Source organism: Mycobacterium stomatepiae (assembly GCF_010731715.1).
Lineage (GTDB): Bacteria > Actinomycetota > Actinomycetes > Mycobacteriales > Mycobacteriaceae > Mycobacterium > Mycobacterium stomatepiae.
The window spans coordinates 3,687,574-3,704,761 of the sequence record NZ_AP022587.1; the positions used below are offsets into that span (position 1 = coordinate 3,687,574).

Below are 17,188 nucleotides of genomic sequence, written 5' to 3' on the forward strand. Positions count from 1 at the left end.
AATTTGCGCAGCATGCGAGAATCGCGGATCGAAACGGAACTCGAGGGCGTTAACTGGCTCATGGTGGCCGTCGCCGGAGCGATGTCCTTCGTGGCCATGGCCGACGGTAACGTGGCGACCGTCGTCGTCCCCTCGGTGATGAAAGCCTTCGACACCTCGGCTGCGGTGGCCGCGCTTGTACTGTTGGGCTACCAGATCCCAGTGGCGGCGCTGCTGCTGTTCTTTGGATCGCTATTCACATCGGTCAGCATGCGAATCGCGGTGCCTACCACCATCATTTTGTTCACCGTGTCCGGAGCGATCTGCGCGGTCGCCGATTCGATGCCCTGGTTGGTCGCGGCTCGAGTCGCCCAGGGGGTGTTCGCCTCGGCATTGTTGGTCCAGATGCCCTTACTCGCTGCAACCGCTGCACCGCCGGCGTATTTGGGTCGTGCAATGAGCGTGCCCGTTGTCAGCGGCCCGCTCGGCGCCGCCGTCGGCGCGGCCGCCGCCGGGCTACTGACGGCCCATTTCGACTACCGCGCCGTCTTCCTACTGCATGTTCCCATATGCGTATTCGCGCTTGCACTCTTTGCGTCCGCTTCAACCCGTCTGCCGAGCGCCGGCCACCCGGCCGGCGCGACGTTCTCCTGGCGTCGGGAAGGCACAGGTGCGGTGATCAGTGCTGGGGCAATCACCTTGCTGTTGCTTGCGATTGGCGGTCTCGCGGACGGGTGGTCAGCGGTGCTGGCCACTGTGGCGGGTATGGCGCTGATGATGTTGTGGCTGAGGGCTTTTGGGAGAAGTCAAAGTGAGGTGCTGCAGCACACCGAGACGAGGTCCATCCACGCGGCGATTGCCTTGTTGGCTTTGGGGTTTGCCGTATTGACCTACACCGTTTCGGTAACCATGCAAGACGCCACCAATCACATGGGCGCCGTCGGCACGGGTACGGCACTGATGGTATTTCCGCTGACGATGGCTGTTTCCGGCGTTATCGGCGGACGCCTTGCGGACAGGCTGTCCGCCGGCACGGTGGCGTGCGCGGGCGGTGTAATCGTGGGAATCGCCGCTCTGCTCTTCCTTGCTATGCCGGCCGCCTGGACGCCGGGCCAGACCGGTTGGCGACTCGCGTTGGCGGGTATGGGCATGGGGCTGTACGGGGCTCCGACCCAAGCGATGCTGTTCGGCCGGGCTCAGACGATGACCGAACGTGCGATCCTCAGCGGCACCAGTCAGCTGGCCCGCAACCTCGGGTTCGCGGCAGGTCCGGCCTGCGCGGTGGGGGCGATGCACTGGTCTGCTCCAATGGCACCCGTGTTGCTGGCGGGTACCACCGCCTTCGCGGGCAGCGTCGCGCTCGGGGCGTCGCGACACCGGAGCACGCGAGCCACCGGCGGGCCGTGTTGTTGATGTCAATCAATCATTCTGGCAAGCGAATTCAATTGACAGCACGGCTCGCCGCGGGGGTAATGGTTCTGGCGTGCGTCCTGTCGTCGTGCTCGTCGAACGGCGTGCGCGATGCGGCCGGTTCGAACACGTCGGAATCGACTCGTGTACATCCGCAGGCACCGCCGTGCCCTGTAGCGCCGTCGTTTTCAGTACCTCCGCGACGAATTGTGACGATGGACGGCGGAGCTGCGGCCATCCTCACCGAGCTGGGTGTGGGTGATCGCATCGTCGGCACGGCCAGTCCGGACTTCTTCGACGCATTCGCCGAACCGCAAAGAAGTCAACTGACCCGCATCCCGGTGATCGACGCACAGCGCGGCTCCGCCGAATCGGTAATCAACGCGAAACCCGACCTCGTCGTGGGGGTGTCGCTATACAGCTTCGGCGGCTTCGACGGCACTCCCACGGTGCGGCAGCTCCACGAAGCCGGGGCACAGGTGATCGTGGCTTGCCAGAGCTCCTCAGATTCGGGGCCGGTCACCGATCTATCGGCCACCACAACATTCATCGACGAGGCGGCCGAGCTTCTCAACGTCACCTGGCGCGGCAACGAGCTCAACGAACGCATCCGTCGCGAGCTCGACCGCATCCGGCCGGCGCCCGACGCCGACCCCGTACGTGTTCTTGTTCTGTCAGCCGCGCCCATCGCGGGGCAGCCCATTTTGACCCAAGGCGCACGGAGTTTGGCCAACGGTGTGATCGCGTTGGCCGGCGGTCGCAACATCGCCGACGACATCGACATGGATTTCGTCAGTATCAGTTCCGAAGCGATAGTCACACGCGACCCCCAGGCCATCGTCGTCCTGACCGGCTTCGCACCGACCAGCGACGAGGAACTGATGGCCTCGATCCGCGAAAGCCCCGTCCTGGCCGCCACGACCGCCGTGCGCAAGGCGCGGCTGGTTGCTGTGCCGCAGAGCATTACGCTGTCACCCAGCGTGCTCAACGGTGAGGCCGTGGCGCGCGTGGCCCGGGTGCTGCGGGAACCCCCGGCGTGAAAACACATCATGGTGAGGACCGCGCACCAGCCGCGTGGGCGAGAGTGCCGCCTTGGGCGCTGACGTCGCTGATGTTGGCGGCGACGGTGGCATCGATGGTGGTTTCGATTGGCGTGGGCACGATCTGGATTTCGCCGGCCACCGTGGCACGCGTGCTGGCCACGCATCTCTGCGGAGGTCGAACCCGTTGGGTGCCAGATGATTTCATCATCTGGCAGTTGCGCGCTCCCCGGGTGCTGGAGGCTGTCGCGGTAGGGGCGGGCCTAGCGTTGGCCGGTCTGCTAAGCCAAGCCCTGATCCGTAATCCCTTGGGCGACCCCTTCATCTTCGGGCTCTCGTCGGGATCGAGCGTGGGCGCAATACTGGTCGTCACCACCACGGGTGCATTGGGTGTCGGCATGCTCGCCGTCCCGTGTGCGGCCGTCGCCGGGGCGGTGCTCACCGCGCTGCTGGTCTTCTGCTTATCCAGGTCCTCGAGCCAACTGGTGCCCGGAAAGCTGGTGATGACCGGATGCGCCGTCGGTCAGTTTCTTATGGCGCTGGCCTCATTTCTGCTGCTACACACGCGGCGGTCGGATGCCCAACAGCAGGTGTTGTTCTGGCTGCTCGGGAGCATCGCAGGCGCACGCTGGCCGTTGGCGATCCTGTGCGCCGCGGTGGTAGCCGCCGTCTGCATCGCCTCGGTGATGCTGAGCAGGAGATTGAATCTGCTGGTACTCGGTGACGATGCCGCCGCGGCACTTGGACTCAACACGCACCTGGCACGTCTGGTGTTACTCGGTGTCATCACCGTGCTGACCGGAACCGCGGTCGCGGTTTCAGGAACGATCGGCTTTGTCGGACTGGTCATACCCAACCTTGCCCGACTGTTGGTCGGCGCCGACCATCGCCGCTCGATTCCAGCCACCACCCTGCTCGGGGCATTGCTCATGGTGTGGTCTGATACGGCAGCGCGAATCGTGTTAGCTCCGAGCGAGCTGCCAATCGGCATCCTGACGGCGGCGATCGGAGTGCCGGTGTTCGTGGGCATTTTGGGCCGCAACCGGACTGGCACGGTGGGTCTGGCGTGAAATTGGCGATCGACAACATCGCGGCGGGCTATCCGCACCGCCCGGCGATCGTTGATGCTCAGTTCACGGTCGATCCAGGCGAATTCGTAGCCGTGGTCGGGCCCAATGGCAGCGGAAAATCCACACTCCTCAAGACTGTGTATCGCGCCCTGCGACCATGTTCGGGACGGATTCTCCTTGACGGCGTCGACGCGTGGAACGCGCTGGGGCATAAATACATTGCGCGCAATATTGGCGTGCTTGGACAAGAGCATCATGGCGGATACGACTTCACCGTCCGCGAAGCCGTCGGCTTAGGGCGTTCTCCACACCTTGGAGCATTCGGTCGGCTCAGCTCACGTGATGAACAGATCATCGAACATTGTTTGCGTCGATGCCGGTGCCACACACTGGCGGATCGTGCCGTCTCAACGCTTTCCGGTGGTGAACGCCAGCGCGTCCTCTTCGCTCGCGCACTTGCCCAGCAACCACAGATTCTGGTGCTCGACGAGCCGACCAATCACCTGGATCCACAGCATCAAATCGACGTGCTCGAACTTTGTTCGGCACTTGACGTTAGCGTCATTGCGGCGCTGCACAGCCTTGATCTGGCCGCCCAGTATGCGGCAAAGGTTGTTGTTCTTCATCAGGGACGCGTCCATAGCGTCGGCACCGTCGAACACGCGTTTAGCCCGGAGACCCTTCGGGATGTCTTCGGAGTGGACGGCTCGTTGATACGCGACGACGTCACCGGCCGGACCCGGTTACTCCTTCGTCGACGGCGTCACCTCGAACCAGTCTGATAAATAAGCAAATTGAAGAAAAGCGACGGAAAGGCGCCCACGAATGTCATCGGGGACGAGTCCACTACACGAAGAGCTTTGCGGAGCTCCCGACCCAGCCGTGGCACGCGTTCGGCTGGACGGCGGTAGCTATCACCAGGACCCCTACCGGTTGTTTCGTGATCTCACCAACTCCGGATCAGTGCATCCGGTTCAATTTCCCGCGGTGCATGCCTGGCTCATCACCGGGCACGACGCGGCCCGTCGAGCTTGCACAGACCCCCGGCTGGGAAAGGAGCACACCAGGGCAAATCCCTATTTTCTCGCGAATGCGTCGATCATGCCGGAACCGCAGCATTCTGAGCTTCAGGTCCATCTTCTCCATGTCGATGGCGAGCGCCATCAATGTATGCGCCGCTTGGTCGCCGGCCCCCTGTCGTCCCGGCGTACCGAATTGCTGCGCACCGAGATACGTTCCTACATAGACGATCTCATCGATCAATTCCCTGACCCGGTGTCGGGGCCGGCGACAGTGGATCTGGTATCGGCTTTGACCGCACCCCTGGCGCTCCTGGCGGTGGCGCGCGCGATCGGTTTGCCGCCGCAGTTGCGCGATAAGTTCGATCGAGCGTGGGGCTCGGTCGTCGCGCCGGTCGGGCCGCAGCACCCGGATCGAGCAGTTTACGCGAGGCGGCTGCAGGAACTGCAGGACTACATCGCCGAGGTCGTCGCGATCACTCGAGACTGCGGCGACGACGAAAGCATCCTAAGAAATGTCGTGAGTGCTGCCGACACCGGTGAGATCACCACGCAAGAACGCGATTCGATGATCTTCCAACTACTCGTCGCCGGCCAAGATCCGGTGTCCGCGCAATTGCAACTGTGCCTGCTGGATCTGTTCGAAGTCCCGGAACTCGTTGAGCGGCTGCAGACCCGGCCCACGGATCTGCAGCGCGCGGTCGAGGAACTTCTGCGCCACGACAGCGCATTTTCACTGACCACCTGGCGCTTCCTCGACACAGCTACAGATCTGTTCGGAACGGCCGTCCCCGCTGGTGACTCGGTCATCGTGTCGCTCGGGGCAGCCAACCGGGATCCTCGGGTTTTTCCGGCTCCCGACGACATCGATATCGACCGAGAGCCAAATCCGCATTTGGCGTTTGGCTTCGGTCCGCACGCCTGCCCAGGCGCAGCACTCGCCCGCCTTGAACTGTGTGAAGCACTGCACGCGTTGCTGACTCGATTGCCCGACGTTGCGCTCTCCGCGCGTCGTGATGAGCTGCACTGGTCGACCGCGCCGTTGACCCGAGCCGTTAGCTCGCTGCCAGCTACTTATTCGCGGAAGCTGGGCCGCCCGTGACTGCTGCGAGTCTGGCCGAATACCAGTCCAGTACCGCGAAGGCCGCCGCATTAGCCGATTCCATTATTGAGATCCTCCTCAGGTATCGGCGCGTGTTCGCTGGTGAAGACCTCGCTGAGCACGGGTCCGATTCACGCGCGGTCCCGCCATGGGTCGGGCTGCGGCCTCAATGGATACGGATTCTTGATTTCCTCCTCGGGGACGAGCCCATCGAGTTCGCGTTACCCGCATTTCCCTGCAAGTCGCCGAATCCGAACAAGGTGGCTGGAGCACTGCCCGACGAAGGTGAGCGGTTGGCGCTAAGGACGCTGCAACGTCTATGTGATGAAGTCGCAGGTGTTTATGCTCCCGGTGCCCGACTGACGATCTGCTCGGACGGTCACGTATTCGCCGACGTCATCGGTGTCGCCGACGGCACAGTCGCCCGCTACAAAGACGATCTCAGAAGAATGATGCGGAACGAATCCCTCGGTAGCCTAGAAACATTCGATCTGGAGGACATGTGGGGCACCGACGAGATCGACACCAAACGCGCGCGTCTCGAGCGGGGATGGATGGGCTCTATTGAAGGCCTTCGCCGCCAAGCCCGGACCGAACATGAAGTTGCGCGGGTCATCCGGGGAATGTCGCGATTCCTGCGCGAAGATGCCGGAGAGAGCACCGCGACCTCTTCCCAGCAACAGCGCGAAGCAAGACGGCGCGCCTACCGCGTGTTGGCGCGGTCCAAGGCATGGGGAGCAATCATCCACAGCCGGATGCCGCGTGCGGTTCGACTGTCGATCCACCCGCAGCCACTGGGTGCAGACAAGTTCGGCGTGAGCCTCATTCCGTCCGCGGAGTGCGACAGCGGCTGGACCACGCCATGGCATGCGGTTGTCCTTTACGACCAGGACGACCGCCCGCGTTTGGTAAGGCACGATTCGGCTCGCGCGCAGGGTATTCCAGAGATGCGCCATGGCCGGATCTGGCATTACCGCGTGAGACCGTCGACCGCTGAGCCGGGCGCGATGTCACCGCCGCCTGCTCATCCATCGGATAATGGTTAGCAATTCAACCCATGGCTCGGCCAAACGGCCGAGTAAGCGACGATTCGCGCTGCGGTTTGCGTTCCCGAAGTTACGCAGCCGCAAGCTGTTGAAGACTACAAACAATGCCGAAGCTGCCATTACCGCAGCCGCGGCCACGGGATTGAGGAATCCGGCGACGGCAATCGGAATCGCGATAACGTTGTACCCCAAGGACCAAACGATGTTGCGCCGGACGGTCCGCATCGTCGCAGTCGCCAAGTCGAGGGTGAGACGCACGCCGTCTTCGTCGTCGCGAAACAGGATGATGTCGGCGGCAGCGATCGCGACATCAGCGCCGCTCCCGATGGCCATGCCGAGATCGGCGCGAACCAGTGCGGACACGTCACTGACGCTGTCGCCCAGGACGGCGACCACACATCCGCGATCGTGCAGCCGCGTAATCACGTCTTCCTTACCTTCGGGCGATACGTCGACAAACACCTCATCGAATCCGGTATGCGCCCCGGCCTCCGCTCTGGGCTCGACCGTCCCCGCGGTTACCAGAACGGTTCGGATGTGACGGTCGTGGACCTTCAGCTCAGCCGGTTCACCGTCGGCTTCGACGAAGACCACGGTATCCACGGCGCGGGCCGCTTCCACCGATTGATAGCTCTTGAAAAAGACTCCGAGCTGCGCTCCCCGGCTCGTGGCGAGCATCATGGCAGTCGGGCTCGCCAACCCCAACGCACACGGGCACGTCACGACGAGCACAGCAAGAGCAGCCGAGAATGCCCGGGTGAGCTCGCTTCCCGCGAGTAGCGATTCGACGGCGGTCAGCACTGCGACGGTTAGGACAAACGGAACGAAGACCGATGCGATGCGCTCGGCGATTCGCTGTGCATTGGATTTCTGCGTCCCCACATATTCGATCATGCGGACTATGTCGGCGGATTCCGAATCCTTGCTTACCGCCACTGCTTCGACAATCAGCCTGCCATCGATCACCACAGTGCCGCTGTTGACGTGTGTACCGGGATCGACACGTTTGGGGTCGGCGTTGCCGGTGGACGCGCGCATGTCCACGGTGGCCGAACCGTCGACCACGAGACCATCCGCGGCGATCGTCTGTCCGGCGCGTACTAAAAAGCGTTGCCGCTCTTTTAGTTCGGCCGCAGAGATGCTTGTTTCTGACCCGCCGGGTCCGACGACGGTCACGTCGTTGATGCGCTGGGCCGCAAGGGTCCGCAGGGCCCCGCTCAACTTCGACTTCGCACGCGCCTCAAGAAATTTTTGGACCAGCACGACGACGGTGACACCTGCGGCAACCCCGAAGTAGATGCCCTCACTTCCCAGCAATGCCTGCCATATTCCCCTGGCCTCGACGGGACGCCGATCACCGAAAGCGTTGTAGAACGCGAGGATCGTGGCGGCGGTGATGCCTACTGAAGCGGATGTCTCCATCGAGCTACTGCGTCTGCGCAGGTTGCGTATCGCGATCCGGTGGATTGGCCATGCCGCCCAGGTCACGATGGGCAGAGTGAGCGCGGCTAGCATCCACTGCCAACCGGAAAACCGTGCGTGAGGCTCTGCGACGAACATCACGAACAGGGCAGCCAGGGGCACGAAGAGCACCGCGGCAACGGCCAAGCGGGCCAACAGATACCGTGCACAAGCCGCTGCGGCATCGGTGGTGTCCCGAGTACCAACGGGCCTGTACGGCTCGGCCTGAATGAGGCTATTTGCCGTTGCCACAGTTACTTTCATCTCCTGGTGATACAGATGACACGTCAGGCAGGCGCTGCGCGACGCAATCCCTGAGCCATCCCGTAGCCTAAGATTTAGACATGATCTGCGATCTGGGACAGATCAGCATTATGGGTTGACTTTGGGTTGAGCAACAGGTGTTCGTCACTCACGTAAGCACTTCCCGCCCTGGCCAGTCACTCGTCAGAGCACAATCCACCAGCCCGGCAGACCGGCCGGCCTGGGCCGCCTCGAAGCGGGCACTGACATCGGTCCAGTCCACCAGTGACCACAACTGTTCGATGTACTCGGCTCTTCCGTTGCGGTACTGCAGATAAAACGCGTGCTCCCAAGCGTCGAAGACCAGCAGTGGCGTGCAGGTTATGGTCAGGTTGAAGTGATGGTCGTTGATTTGGTGTATCACGAGACGGCGCCGGATCGGATCCCAGGCGAGCGCGCCCCAGCCCGATTCCTGAACAGTCGCTGTAACGCCAGTCATCTGCGCGCGGAACTCGTCGAACCCGCCGAAGAATTCGTCGATCGCCGCAGCCAACTCGCCGTCCGGCTCCCCGCCACCTTCTGGTGATAGATTTCGCCAGAAGATCGAATGCAAGCCATGCCCGGCGAGAAAGAATGCCAGAGTGCGTTCCAATCCGGGCAACGCATCGGGGTCGCCGTTGGCCCGAACTTCGGCGAGTTGGTCGGCAGTTGCGTTCGCACCTTTCACATAGGCCGCATGGTGCGCGCCGTGATGGAGTTCCATGATCCGCCTGCTGAGAGCAGGTTCCAGCGCCGCATAGTCGTAGGTCAGGTCCGGCAATCGATACCCCGGCATACTGTTACCTCTCGTTAGCTCAAATTTTTGCAACCGACTCTAGCTCAGAAAGTTTGGTAGACCGAACTATTTTATTTGGATACCGAAATCCTGCCGGCCGACCGTGGCACGAGGATGCGAGGACGGGCTGGGGCCAAAGCCGCACAATTTGCGGACAAATTCATGGCCATCACAACGCACCGGCCACGAAGCCACCGTCGACGTGCGGCGATCTATCAGCAGCTGCCGCAAATAGGTCGATCACTAACGACGAGATCGCCAGCAGTGCAGCAAGACTCACACTGATAGGCCTCACCCTGGTCGCCTCCCGCGCCCCCTGAAGTCGACCCAAGAGCCTGGGCCGACCTACGTATGGATCAATCCACATCCAATACTTTAACATATATGAAATGCTAATCATATATCTGCGCCGAAGCCGGCGCCGAGCCTTGCTCTACGGTCGCAACCAGCGCCCAGCACGTGGGCGGCAACCTGACCCCCGTAGAGACGATCAACTCGGCGATATTGACCGCCGGACCCTGCCTTTCAAACATCGTGACCTATGTATATTGTACCTTCAGTCATACATCTAGTGTGCCCATGGGTCGGGCCAAGAGCGCGGGGGAACATGGGTTACCCGTGCCGATGACGGAGGCATGCGTGCCGACCGAAGCATTCCCACGACCAAGGGCGACAAGGATCAGCACACCCTGGGTGATCAAACAACTACGGCTACGAGAATGCCGAAAATAGCAGCACGGCAACAGCTATGGGGATTGCATGACGACATCGACGGACGCCGCCACCGCCCAGCTCGTGTTATGGCGCGCCGACGCGAACCCACACTACAAACGAGCAATCATGTCGGCTCGATACGACCGCGCGGTGCGCTTACGAGCCACGGCAATGACGATTCGGACAGAACTTGCGCGTGTTCCGCGGCTGCCGCTGCCGAACACGGTGAACTACAGCACGAGCAGGTGGATCGAGTTGATCGAACGGGTCGCCACACTCGATTGTGATCGGGCCGCTCGGTACGAGGCTCTGACCTCGTTGATCAACAGTTGCGAGACAGTAATCGCGTCAGTCGCCCACCACAGCGACAGCCAGCTGGAACGACTGGCAGGGGACCTCAACGAGGTGATGGATAATGTTGCCCACGTCGCGACCAGGCTCGATGGCGCAAGGAATCCCGCCGAGGCGATCAAGCGTGGCGTAACCGACGTATGGCAAGAGCTCATCCCGTTACGCGAGAGCTACGACGAGATTCGCCAGGCTCAAGACTGGATCATGGCGGGTGATTTCCACACTACCTCTGCCCCAACCACATACACTTCCGACGGCAGTGCTTCCGGACCGGTGCTAGCGGATTTCAACGAGATCTTGAGTACCTTCGGACGCCGGTTCGGCACCGCGGACTGGTCACGAGCTCGTGATAATGCTTAAACAACCAGTGGTTCACTGGAATTCGTTAAATCAGCGCGGATGTTTGCTGGCACCCGAGACGACCGATCGCCTGATCGGCACCGACGTCGGAACGAGCGCAGTACAGTTGCTCCGGATCGACGATGCCGGGGAAGCACCGGGCCAGCTTCACACACCAGTGACAATCCCACGGAGGTCGCCGGCTACGCGGAGCAAGACCCGGCCATAGCACCTCACAGCAGCGCCGCAGACCGGATCCCCGCGACGCCGCGCAGTCGCGTCACGGCTTGCGCAGTCTCTGACACAACGCGATCGATGTCATCCTGAGAGACTTCGGGGCCCAGTGAGAAGCGGATGGTCGATCGAGCATCCTGCGTGCTAAGGCCCATCGCCGCGAGCACGTGCGACCCCGACTCGGCGTCGCCGGCCGACCCTGCCGAGACGTAAATGCCGCGCAGGTCCAGCTCTTCGGCGAGAGCATCGCCGCACACCCAGTCAAAGCGCAAGCTGACTATCTCTTCGAGTATCGGCCCGGAAGCGTTGGGGTAAACGCCGCCCAGGCGGACCAGCCCCTCAATTAGTTGATGTCGACGTGCGCGGATATGGGCGCGTCCCTCCGGCGACATGCGGGCCAGGCACACATCGGCCGCCGCAGCCATGCCGATTGCCCCCAAAAGGTTCTCGGTGCCCGTGCGCCGCCGGCCTTCCTGTGGACCGCCGCGCATCAATGGCGACATCCGATGCCCGGAACCGACCGCGAGCGCGCCTATGCCACGTGGGCCGCCGAACTTGTGTGCGGACACGGATACGAGTGGAGCGCTTGCGGCGAGAGCGGCGAGGTCGAGCTTTCCCGCAGTTTGGACGGCATCGCAATAGAATGCTACCCCGTTACGAGCCGCCAAGGCCGCAATCTCGGTGACCGGCTGGATGGCACCCGTGTGGTTGTTTGCATGCATGACCGAGACCAGAACCGTCTCGGGCCGCAGAGCACGAGCGATGGCAGATACTTCGATGTGTCCGGATCGGGTGGCGTTAACGACCGTTGTCTCGACGCCGAGTTCCGCTAGAGCGCGGGCATTCTCGAGGACAGACGGGTGCTCAATCGCGGTCGTCACGAGATGGCCCGCGAACCGGTGCGCCGCGAAGGTCGCCCATAGTGCTATCGCGTTGGCTTCGGTGCCGCCGGACGTCAACACCACTTCACTGGCACACACTCCGAGTAGCCTGGCGACCGATTGCCGCGCGCTTTCCAGCGCTCCCGCGGCAGCGCGACCAACGCCGTGACGGCTCGATGGGTTCCCGACCAACAAGGCGCCGGCGGTGACGGCATGTGCCGCCGCCGGATGCAGGGGTGTGGTCGATGCATAGTCCAGATAGACGCCACCAACGGTGCTGGTAGCTGGAGTTGGCACAAACCCGGTCATCATCGCCACCTCCGCCCACCGCCGATGATTCTGCGGCTTGCCACGGCGCGCCCGTATTGAGCAACATCGTGAGTTCCTCGTACAGTTAGTGTTTGACCCTTACGGCCACATGGGCAATCGCTTTCGTCTACCTCACCGACGTCATCCGAAAGCAGGAAGCCGGGGGAGGCAGCATTCAAGGCGTCCAGAATCGCGATCGCCCCGGTGCGCCCGGGCTCGATTTCGATTGCGGGATTGGCAACGTCGCGAATCGAGGCGTAGCACCACGGCGGAACATGCTTGCGTTGGTGCTCACATTCGATTGCGACCATCGTTGATTCGGCCATCCCGTACACGTCGCGGATTCGGCAGCGCTCGACTCCTAGCAGGCGCCACGCCTCGTCGTTGAACTCATCGCGGGTGCCGAGGTACCGCGTGTATTGATGCCGGGAGCCGAACATGATGATTAGCGCCTGCGGCCCGAGGTCCATTCGAATCGACTCCAGTTCAAGGACTTTCATCAGCCGACTGATCGCTAGCGGTGTGCCGATGAGATGCCGGTTCCTCGCGCCTTCCCAGCTGCGCAACTGGGTCAGCGCGTCCCGAATATCAAATGGGCGGTTGTGCGGGGCGAAGCTGAAATCGTCGAGCGTGCATGCGAATAAATCGAACGCTTTGGGCATGTGAACCCCCGCGACGCCAGGTTTCGACGAGCACAGGAAAAGCCCGGCCCCGTTCGACAAGTCGAAGAAGTCGCGAAAGCTACCGAATACTCCTACCGAGGCGCGGGTGACGGTCGTCGCGTCACGCGGCGAGACCGATGGAACTCCACCGGATCCTGCCGAGCGTACTTCAATTTCGATGTCTGCTAGGTTCGTCGTCAAAACTGCCCGTGCGGCAACCTGTTTGAACAGCACCGCGGGTAGAAGTGGGATCCGGTGCAAGTCGATGTCGCCTACGATGTCGCGCGGACAAACCCGAACCAGGTCGCATTGCGCGCGATACCCTTCGTTTCTCTGGTAGTGAAACGCGAATGCTTCCTGAATCACCCTGGCGATTGATCGTCGCCATTCGGCGCGAGTTACCCGCAGCGCGTCGCCCGGCATCCCCAGCATCGTGTTCAGATCCACGGACATCTCCTAAGACGGCACCGGTTGCGTTCATGACTGCCGCGTCATAGCCCATCTGTGGCCAAGCAGGCGCAATCGCGGAGTGCGATCAGCGGGTTGACCATCAACGGGCTAGCCGGTTTCAGTGTCGAGGCCGTCGACCGGTCGCTGGCTTCCTGCTTGCTCCAAACCTCCAGATCCTGAGCCCACATCTCGGCGTAGACCCCTTCGATGCAGGCGATCGCCGCAGTGTTTTGACCAAAGAAGTTGGTTTCCACCAGTGACGCCAACATCTGTCGATTCGCGGCCATGGCGGCTGGAAGCAGAGTTCCGGTATCGGCAGATCCAAGCACCGACGCCGCGGCGCGCACATCTTGCGCGGATTGCAGAGCGTCAGACGCACCCCGGTTCAACCAGTGCATATAGGACTCTGCAGCTGCGCTCAGCGCCCTCGACACGGGTGTGGCGTTTGGATCTGACCCCGATCCGCTCCCCAATGCCATCGAAATCACCTCGCCGAACGACGAAGCCGACTCTTCAAGGTCGGCGGCGAGGTCTTCCCAGGCCGCCGCGACCATAAACAGCGGTTCCGCCGCCGGCGAGGCAAAACCGCTGGCGGAATTCATTTCCGGCAACGGCGAAATACAGTCACCCATCATTTCTCCTCGTTCATCAAGCCACTTCAAGCGACGCTCGACAACGCTGTCATCGACCTCATCGACCGATCGGCGACGCGCCGAAATGGGCCAGCACCAGCGGCATCGCCGCCGGCCGCCACATCTGTCGAACACGCTATATAGCTGCATGTTTGATGAGACGATCAAAACTCGCGACACGCTGGACTGCTGGGTCGAATAGCGATGGACCGCAAGGTCCACCGAATACCCTTCATGTCAACCGATTTAGGCGACAAGTGCAGCAAGCTACGTGGCCGGGCAACTCCGATGTTGCGATTCTTGCCGAGTACCTTTCACGCTTCCTCACATCCGGTGACGTCAGTTGTGCCTGGACCACGCGATTGGTTCGAGCGGTCGAAGTACCCACTGGCACACCCGCGTCTACTGCGAGTAGCTTGCTTTCACCCGTTGGCAAAAGCCAGGCCGTAGCTCGGGAACTAGATCCAAGGTTGCCTCCCCGTCCTTGATCATATACGTTCTGTCTCATTATATACGCAGATTTTGATTGGTCGGGTCCCTGTGAGAGTCATTCCGTGTTCTCTCACTGTCGGGCGCGTCGACGACCAGCTTTGCCGTGGATTTCGCTGTCTACTCGGTGGCGGGTATGCTCTCGCGGGCGGCAACGATGCGCCCGGGTGAACCCCTGCGCGCTCTCACGACGGACGGTGCGGTGACACGCGGCGCCGCCGTCGAGCTCGTCACAATTTCGCTTCTGTGCACCGCACGAAACCAGAAGGCGTCATGACAAAGGCAGATCCGCAATGCGTTTCGACAACGGTCATCGGCCTGGGACGTCTCGGAATCCCGATCGCCCTTCACATCCTCGGATCACAACACGAGCTTGCCGGCGGTGTCGACATCGACCCCTACAGAACAGCTATGGGCGATGCCGTTGGCATTCCTATCGCCGGCACGGTCGCCGAGGCAGCCAGTCCGGCCTGCCTTGTTATTACTGCGCTACCCAGCATCGAGTCGCTCCACGCGGTGTGCGCATTTGAAGCATTGCCGGCCCCGACAGACGCGTTACCTCGTCGATGTTAGCACACTTCCTGCCGAAGCCAAGGCCCATGCGGCAGCTACTCTGCGCACAGTCGGCATTACGTTGCTCGACTGCCCGATTATCGGCACGAGTGCTCAAGCGTACGGCCGCGACGTTGTTGTGTGTGCTTCCGGACCCAAACCTGCGGTTGAGGCGGTCAAGTGCGTACTCGACGCGTTCAGCAAGCGGGTCGAATATGTGGGCAAACTGGGGGCTGGAGCCAATATGAAGCTGGTCGCCAATCACCTTGTCCCGGTGCATAATGCAGCGACAGCGGAGGCGATCACCCTGGCGCAACGACTAGGTATCGACCCCGAAATGGCGGTCGACATCTTGTCCGGGACGGGTGCGGGCTCGCGCCAGCTGGAATTGCGCGGGCCCATGATGGCATTGGGCACATACAAGCCGATGACCGCCACCATTGCCACGTTCATCAAAGATGTCGATCTCATCACCGAGCTCGCCCATTCAGCCAATTCGCCTGCACCCCTGTTGAACACGGCGGCCCACCTCTACCGCACCGCAAACGACAACGGATTTGGCGGTCACGACAGTAGCGCGATACATGCCGTTTACTCTGGGCTCTCCCAGCACGACGTGCGCCAGGCCGGCATCAGCGATCCCCGGCCAAGACCTGAGGGAATTGCACATGCTCAACAATGACGTCTTCGTCTTCGACAATGTCGTGCACATGTACGACCTGTCCGACGACAACCTGATTGGCGCCAGCTCGAGCGCAGACCGCCGGGGACACCTCACAATTGGGTCGCGCATGCGCGGCGAGACCGACGGAACCCGCAGCAAGACGCCGACTAACCCTGGGATCGGACACGGATACGATCGCCGATGGACGGTCCACGACTTGGCACGGGTGGTGTTCGCTGACGGGATCACCGACATGGCGATGGCTCAAGCCGTAGTCCTTTACGACGTGTACAAAGACGGCTTCGCCCCGATGCGGGCTCAGTATGAATTCGCGCAGGCCTACCCGGACAAGGTCCTGTTCTGCGGTGGCGTGGATCCGTTGTATCTAGGCGGTAATCAAAGCGTGGGTTATGCCATGACCCGCCAAGTTCTCGAGCTGGGTGCCCGCTCGTTCAAGTTCTACAACGGTCACCTGGACAACTCGTGGCGCTGCGACGATCGCGAACTCGCCTACCCGATGTACGAGCAGGCACAGGAGTTGGGTATCAAGGTGCTGCAGTTCCACAAGGGATTTCCCATCACGCGGGCACCGCTGGAAACCCTGAGTCCGCTCGACATCGAACGCGCCGCCGTTGACTTCCCCGACATGGTCTTTGCAATCCATCATCTGGCGTTGCCGTACTTCGAGGAATGCGTGTATATGGCTGCGCGCCATGCCAATATCGTGCTCGTCCTGTCCGGGACAATGCACTTGCCGTTCATCGCACCGTGGGATTTCAAGACCTACATCGGCCGGTTGCTGCGCGACGTGGGCTCCGATCGTGTGCTGTGGGGATCCGAGGCACCGCTAACGGGACCACCCCGACCGGCCGTGGAGTGGTTTTGGAACATGCAAATCGACGAAGAGCTGCAAGACAGACACGGCTATCCCCCCATCAGCGAGGACGACAAGCGCAACATTCTCGGACTCAATCAGGCGCGACTGTTCGGTGTGGATCCCCGAAGCGTTATCCAGTCCACACACTTGGGTGTGACTGGCGGTGACACGGCGTGACACCTCACCGTTGCGACGGCCACCCTGCTCCGCTGCCGCTCACACGGGCGAACGTCGCCGCCGTTGTAGATTCCCAGATTCGGCCACTGCTCCACATCCACGGCGGCGACCTCGAATTGGTGTCCCTGTCCGATGAGGGAGTTGTGCACGTTCGCTTCCATGCGGCTTGCCGGGCATGCCCGCTAAAGGCCGTGACCTACGCCGTCTCTATTCGCCAACGCCTGATGGAGATCGCGGGCATCACAGATGTGGTGATGGACGACGTGCGGTTGTCGAGAACGGCGATTGCACGCGTCGAGGCTGCCTACCGCGATCACCCGCTCGATCTCAGCTCCTACGACAATGATCGGGTACCAGCCGGGCCCGTTAGTGAAATCAACGGAGGAAACCATGATGTCGTTTGTATCGGCGCCCGCGAGCATGACAGTCATAGCGACTGCTGCGGCCGTTCAACGGATTAACGCCACCGTCGCCTCAGGAGTGGGGGCGGTTTCTGCCGCGCCAAGGTGGACCGCGGCCACGCTGGCGGACGCACTAGGCGTAGTCGGACGTCAACTCGCCGCAGTTGTCCGCCCTGACGCCTACCCGACCCACCCGGCCTTCGTGGCCGGCACAACGGCAATGACGGTTGCAGAGGAATCCTGGTACGACT

The 17,188-nt window shown here is 61.9% G+C and carries 16 protein-coding genes and 1 pseudogene; 11 read left to right on the top strand and 6 right to left on the bottom strand.

What is annotated here, in order from left to right; all coding sequences use genetic code 11:
• Positions 1-12 precede the first annotated feature (12 nt).
• Together G6N54_RS17395 and G6N54_RS17400 are read left to right on the top strand one after the other, a co-directional pair.
• A complete protein-coding gene (locus tag G6N54_RS17395) occupies positions 13-1,392 on the top strand; it encodes an MFS transporter (protein ID WP_163791184.1) in 1,380 nt (459 codons plus the stop codon).
• Between the two features lie 212 nt (positions 1,393-1,604).
• A complete protein-coding gene (locus G6N54_RS17400; protein ID WP_197939538.1) occupies positions 1,605-2,429 on the top strand; it encodes an ABC transporter substrate-binding protein in 825 nt (274 codons plus the stop codon).
• A gap of 7 nt (positions 2,430-2,436) precedes the next feature.
• Here G6N54_RS17400 and G6N54_RS17405 read toward each other — a convergent pair whose 3' ends face one another.
• Complete coding sequence (locus tag G6N54_RS17405; RefSeq protein WP_163787996.1) at positions 2,437-2,592, bottom strand: hypothetical protein; 156 nt, start codon at positions 2,590-2,592, stop codon at positions 2,437-2,439.
• Here G6N54_RS17405 and G6N54_RS17410 point away from each other — a divergent pair.
• The 4 genes from G6N54_RS17410 to G6N54_RS17425 all read left to right on the top strand — a co-directional run bounded on the left by G6N54_RS17410 (position 2,525) and on the right by G6N54_RS17425 (position 6,666).
• Positions 2,525-3,499: a FecCD family ABC transporter permease gene (locus G6N54_RS17410; protein WP_163794801.1), complete on the top strand. Its 975-nt coding sequence runs from the start codon at positions 2,525-2,527 to the stop codon at positions 3,497-3,499. The genes G6N54_RS17405 and G6N54_RS17410 overlap by 68 nt on opposite strands.
• Entirely contained in the window at positions 3,496-4,281 is a 786-nt protein-coding gene (locus tag G6N54_RS17415; protein ID WP_163791185.1) for an ABC transporter ATP-binding protein, read from the top strand. Before G6N54_RS17410 ends, G6N54_RS17415 begins: the two co-directional genes overlap by 4 nt.
• 319 nt (positions 4,282-4,600) lie before the next feature.
• The gene (locus tag G6N54_RS17420) at positions 4,601-5,620 is read left to right on the top strand and encodes a cytochrome P450 (protein WP_232072864.1); all 1,020 of its coding nucleotides are present in this window, start codon (positions 4,601-4,603) and stop codon (positions 5,618-5,620) included.
• Positions 5,617-6,666 (top strand): isocyanide synthase family protein, encoded by a 1,050-nt coding sequence (locus G6N54_RS17425; protein WP_163791187.1) that lies wholly within the window; start codon positions 5,617-5,619, stop codon positions 6,664-6,666. The genes G6N54_RS17420 and G6N54_RS17425 overlap by 4 nt, the downstream gene beginning before the upstream one ends.
• On the opposite strand, the pseudogene G6N54_RS17430 reads toward G6N54_RS17425, so the two are convergent.
• Positions 6,631-8,325, bottom strand: a pseudogene (locus G6N54_RS17430) (heavy metal translocating P-type ATPase); the annotation flags it as partial. The gene G6N54_RS17425 and the pseudogene G6N54_RS17430 overlap by 36 nt on opposite strands.
• 214 nt (positions 8,326-8,539) lie before the next feature.
• On the bottom strand, positions 8,540-9,205 hold the full coding sequence (locus G6N54_RS17435; RefSeq protein ID WP_163791189.1) for a superoxide dismutase: 666 nt from the start codon (positions 9,203-9,205) through the stop codon (positions 8,540-8,542).
• A 795-nt stretch (positions 9,206-10,000) separates the two neighbouring features.
• Here G6N54_RS17435 and G6N54_RS17440 point away from each other — a divergent pair.
• Positions 10,001-10,630 (top strand): hypothetical protein, encoded by a 630-nt coding sequence (locus G6N54_RS17440; RefSeq protein ID WP_163791190.1) that lies wholly within the window; start codon positions 10,001-10,003, stop codon positions 10,628-10,630.
• Between the two features lie 212 nt (positions 10,631-10,842).
• Here the strand turns inward: G6N54_RS17440 and G6N54_RS17445 are convergent, their stop codons facing one another.
• The 3 genes from G6N54_RS17445 to G6N54_RS17455 are packed head-to-tail and all read right to left on the bottom strand — an operon-like array spanning position 10,843 to position 13,999.
• Positions 10,843-12,036 carry a cysteine desulfurase family protein gene (locus G6N54_RS17445; protein ID WP_163791191.1) on the bottom strand — a complete coding sequence of 398 codons (1,194 nt, stop codon included), beginning with the start codon at positions 12,034-12,036 and terminating at the stop codon, positions 10,843-10,845.
• Positions 12,033-13,142: a LuxE/PaaK family acyltransferase gene (locus G6N54_RS17450; RefSeq protein WP_163791192.1), complete on the bottom strand. Its 1,110-nt coding sequence runs from the start codon at positions 13,140-13,142 to the stop codon at positions 12,033-12,035. The genes G6N54_RS17445 and G6N54_RS17450 overlap by 4 nt, the downstream gene beginning before the upstream one ends.
• A 44-nt stretch (positions 13,143-13,186) precedes the next feature.
• Entirely contained in the window at positions 13,187-13,999 is an 813-nt protein-coding gene (locus tag G6N54_RS17455) for a PPE family protein (protein WP_163791193.1), read from the bottom strand.
• Between the two features lie 540 nt (positions 14,000-14,539).
• Between G6N54_RS17455 and G6N54_RS17460 the strand changes: the two genes are divergently transcribed.
• Genes G6N54_RS17460 through G6N54_RS31140 form a run of 4 tightly spaced genes read left to right on the top strand, consistent with a single transcriptional unit; the run spans position 14,540 to position 16,997 of the window.
• Entirely contained in the window at positions 14,540-14,839 is a 300-nt protein-coding gene (locus G6N54_RS17460; protein WP_163787997.1) for an NAD(P)-binding domain-containing protein, read from the top strand.
• Positions 14,793-15,500 carry an NAD(P)-dependent oxidoreductase gene (locus G6N54_RS17465; RefSeq protein WP_163791194.1) on the top strand — a complete coding sequence of 236 codons (708 nt, stop codon included), beginning with the start codon at positions 14,793-14,795 and terminating at the stop codon, positions 15,498-15,500. Before G6N54_RS17460 ends, G6N54_RS17465 begins: the two co-directional genes overlap by 47 nt.
• The gene (locus tag G6N54_RS17470; RefSeq protein WP_163791195.1) at positions 15,487-16,536 is read left to right on the top strand and encodes an amidohydrolase family protein; all 1,050 of its coding nucleotides are present in this window, start codon (positions 15,487-15,489) and stop codon (positions 16,534-16,536) included. The genes G6N54_RS17465 and G6N54_RS17470 overlap by 14 nt, the downstream gene beginning before the upstream one ends.
• A complete protein-coding gene (locus G6N54_RS31140; protein ID WP_179969080.1) occupies positions 16,533-16,997 on the top strand; it encodes a NifU family protein in 465 nt (154 codons plus the stop codon). The genes G6N54_RS17470 and G6N54_RS31140 overlap by 4 nt, the downstream gene beginning before the upstream one ends.
• Positions 16,998-17,188 lie beyond the last annotated feature (191 nt).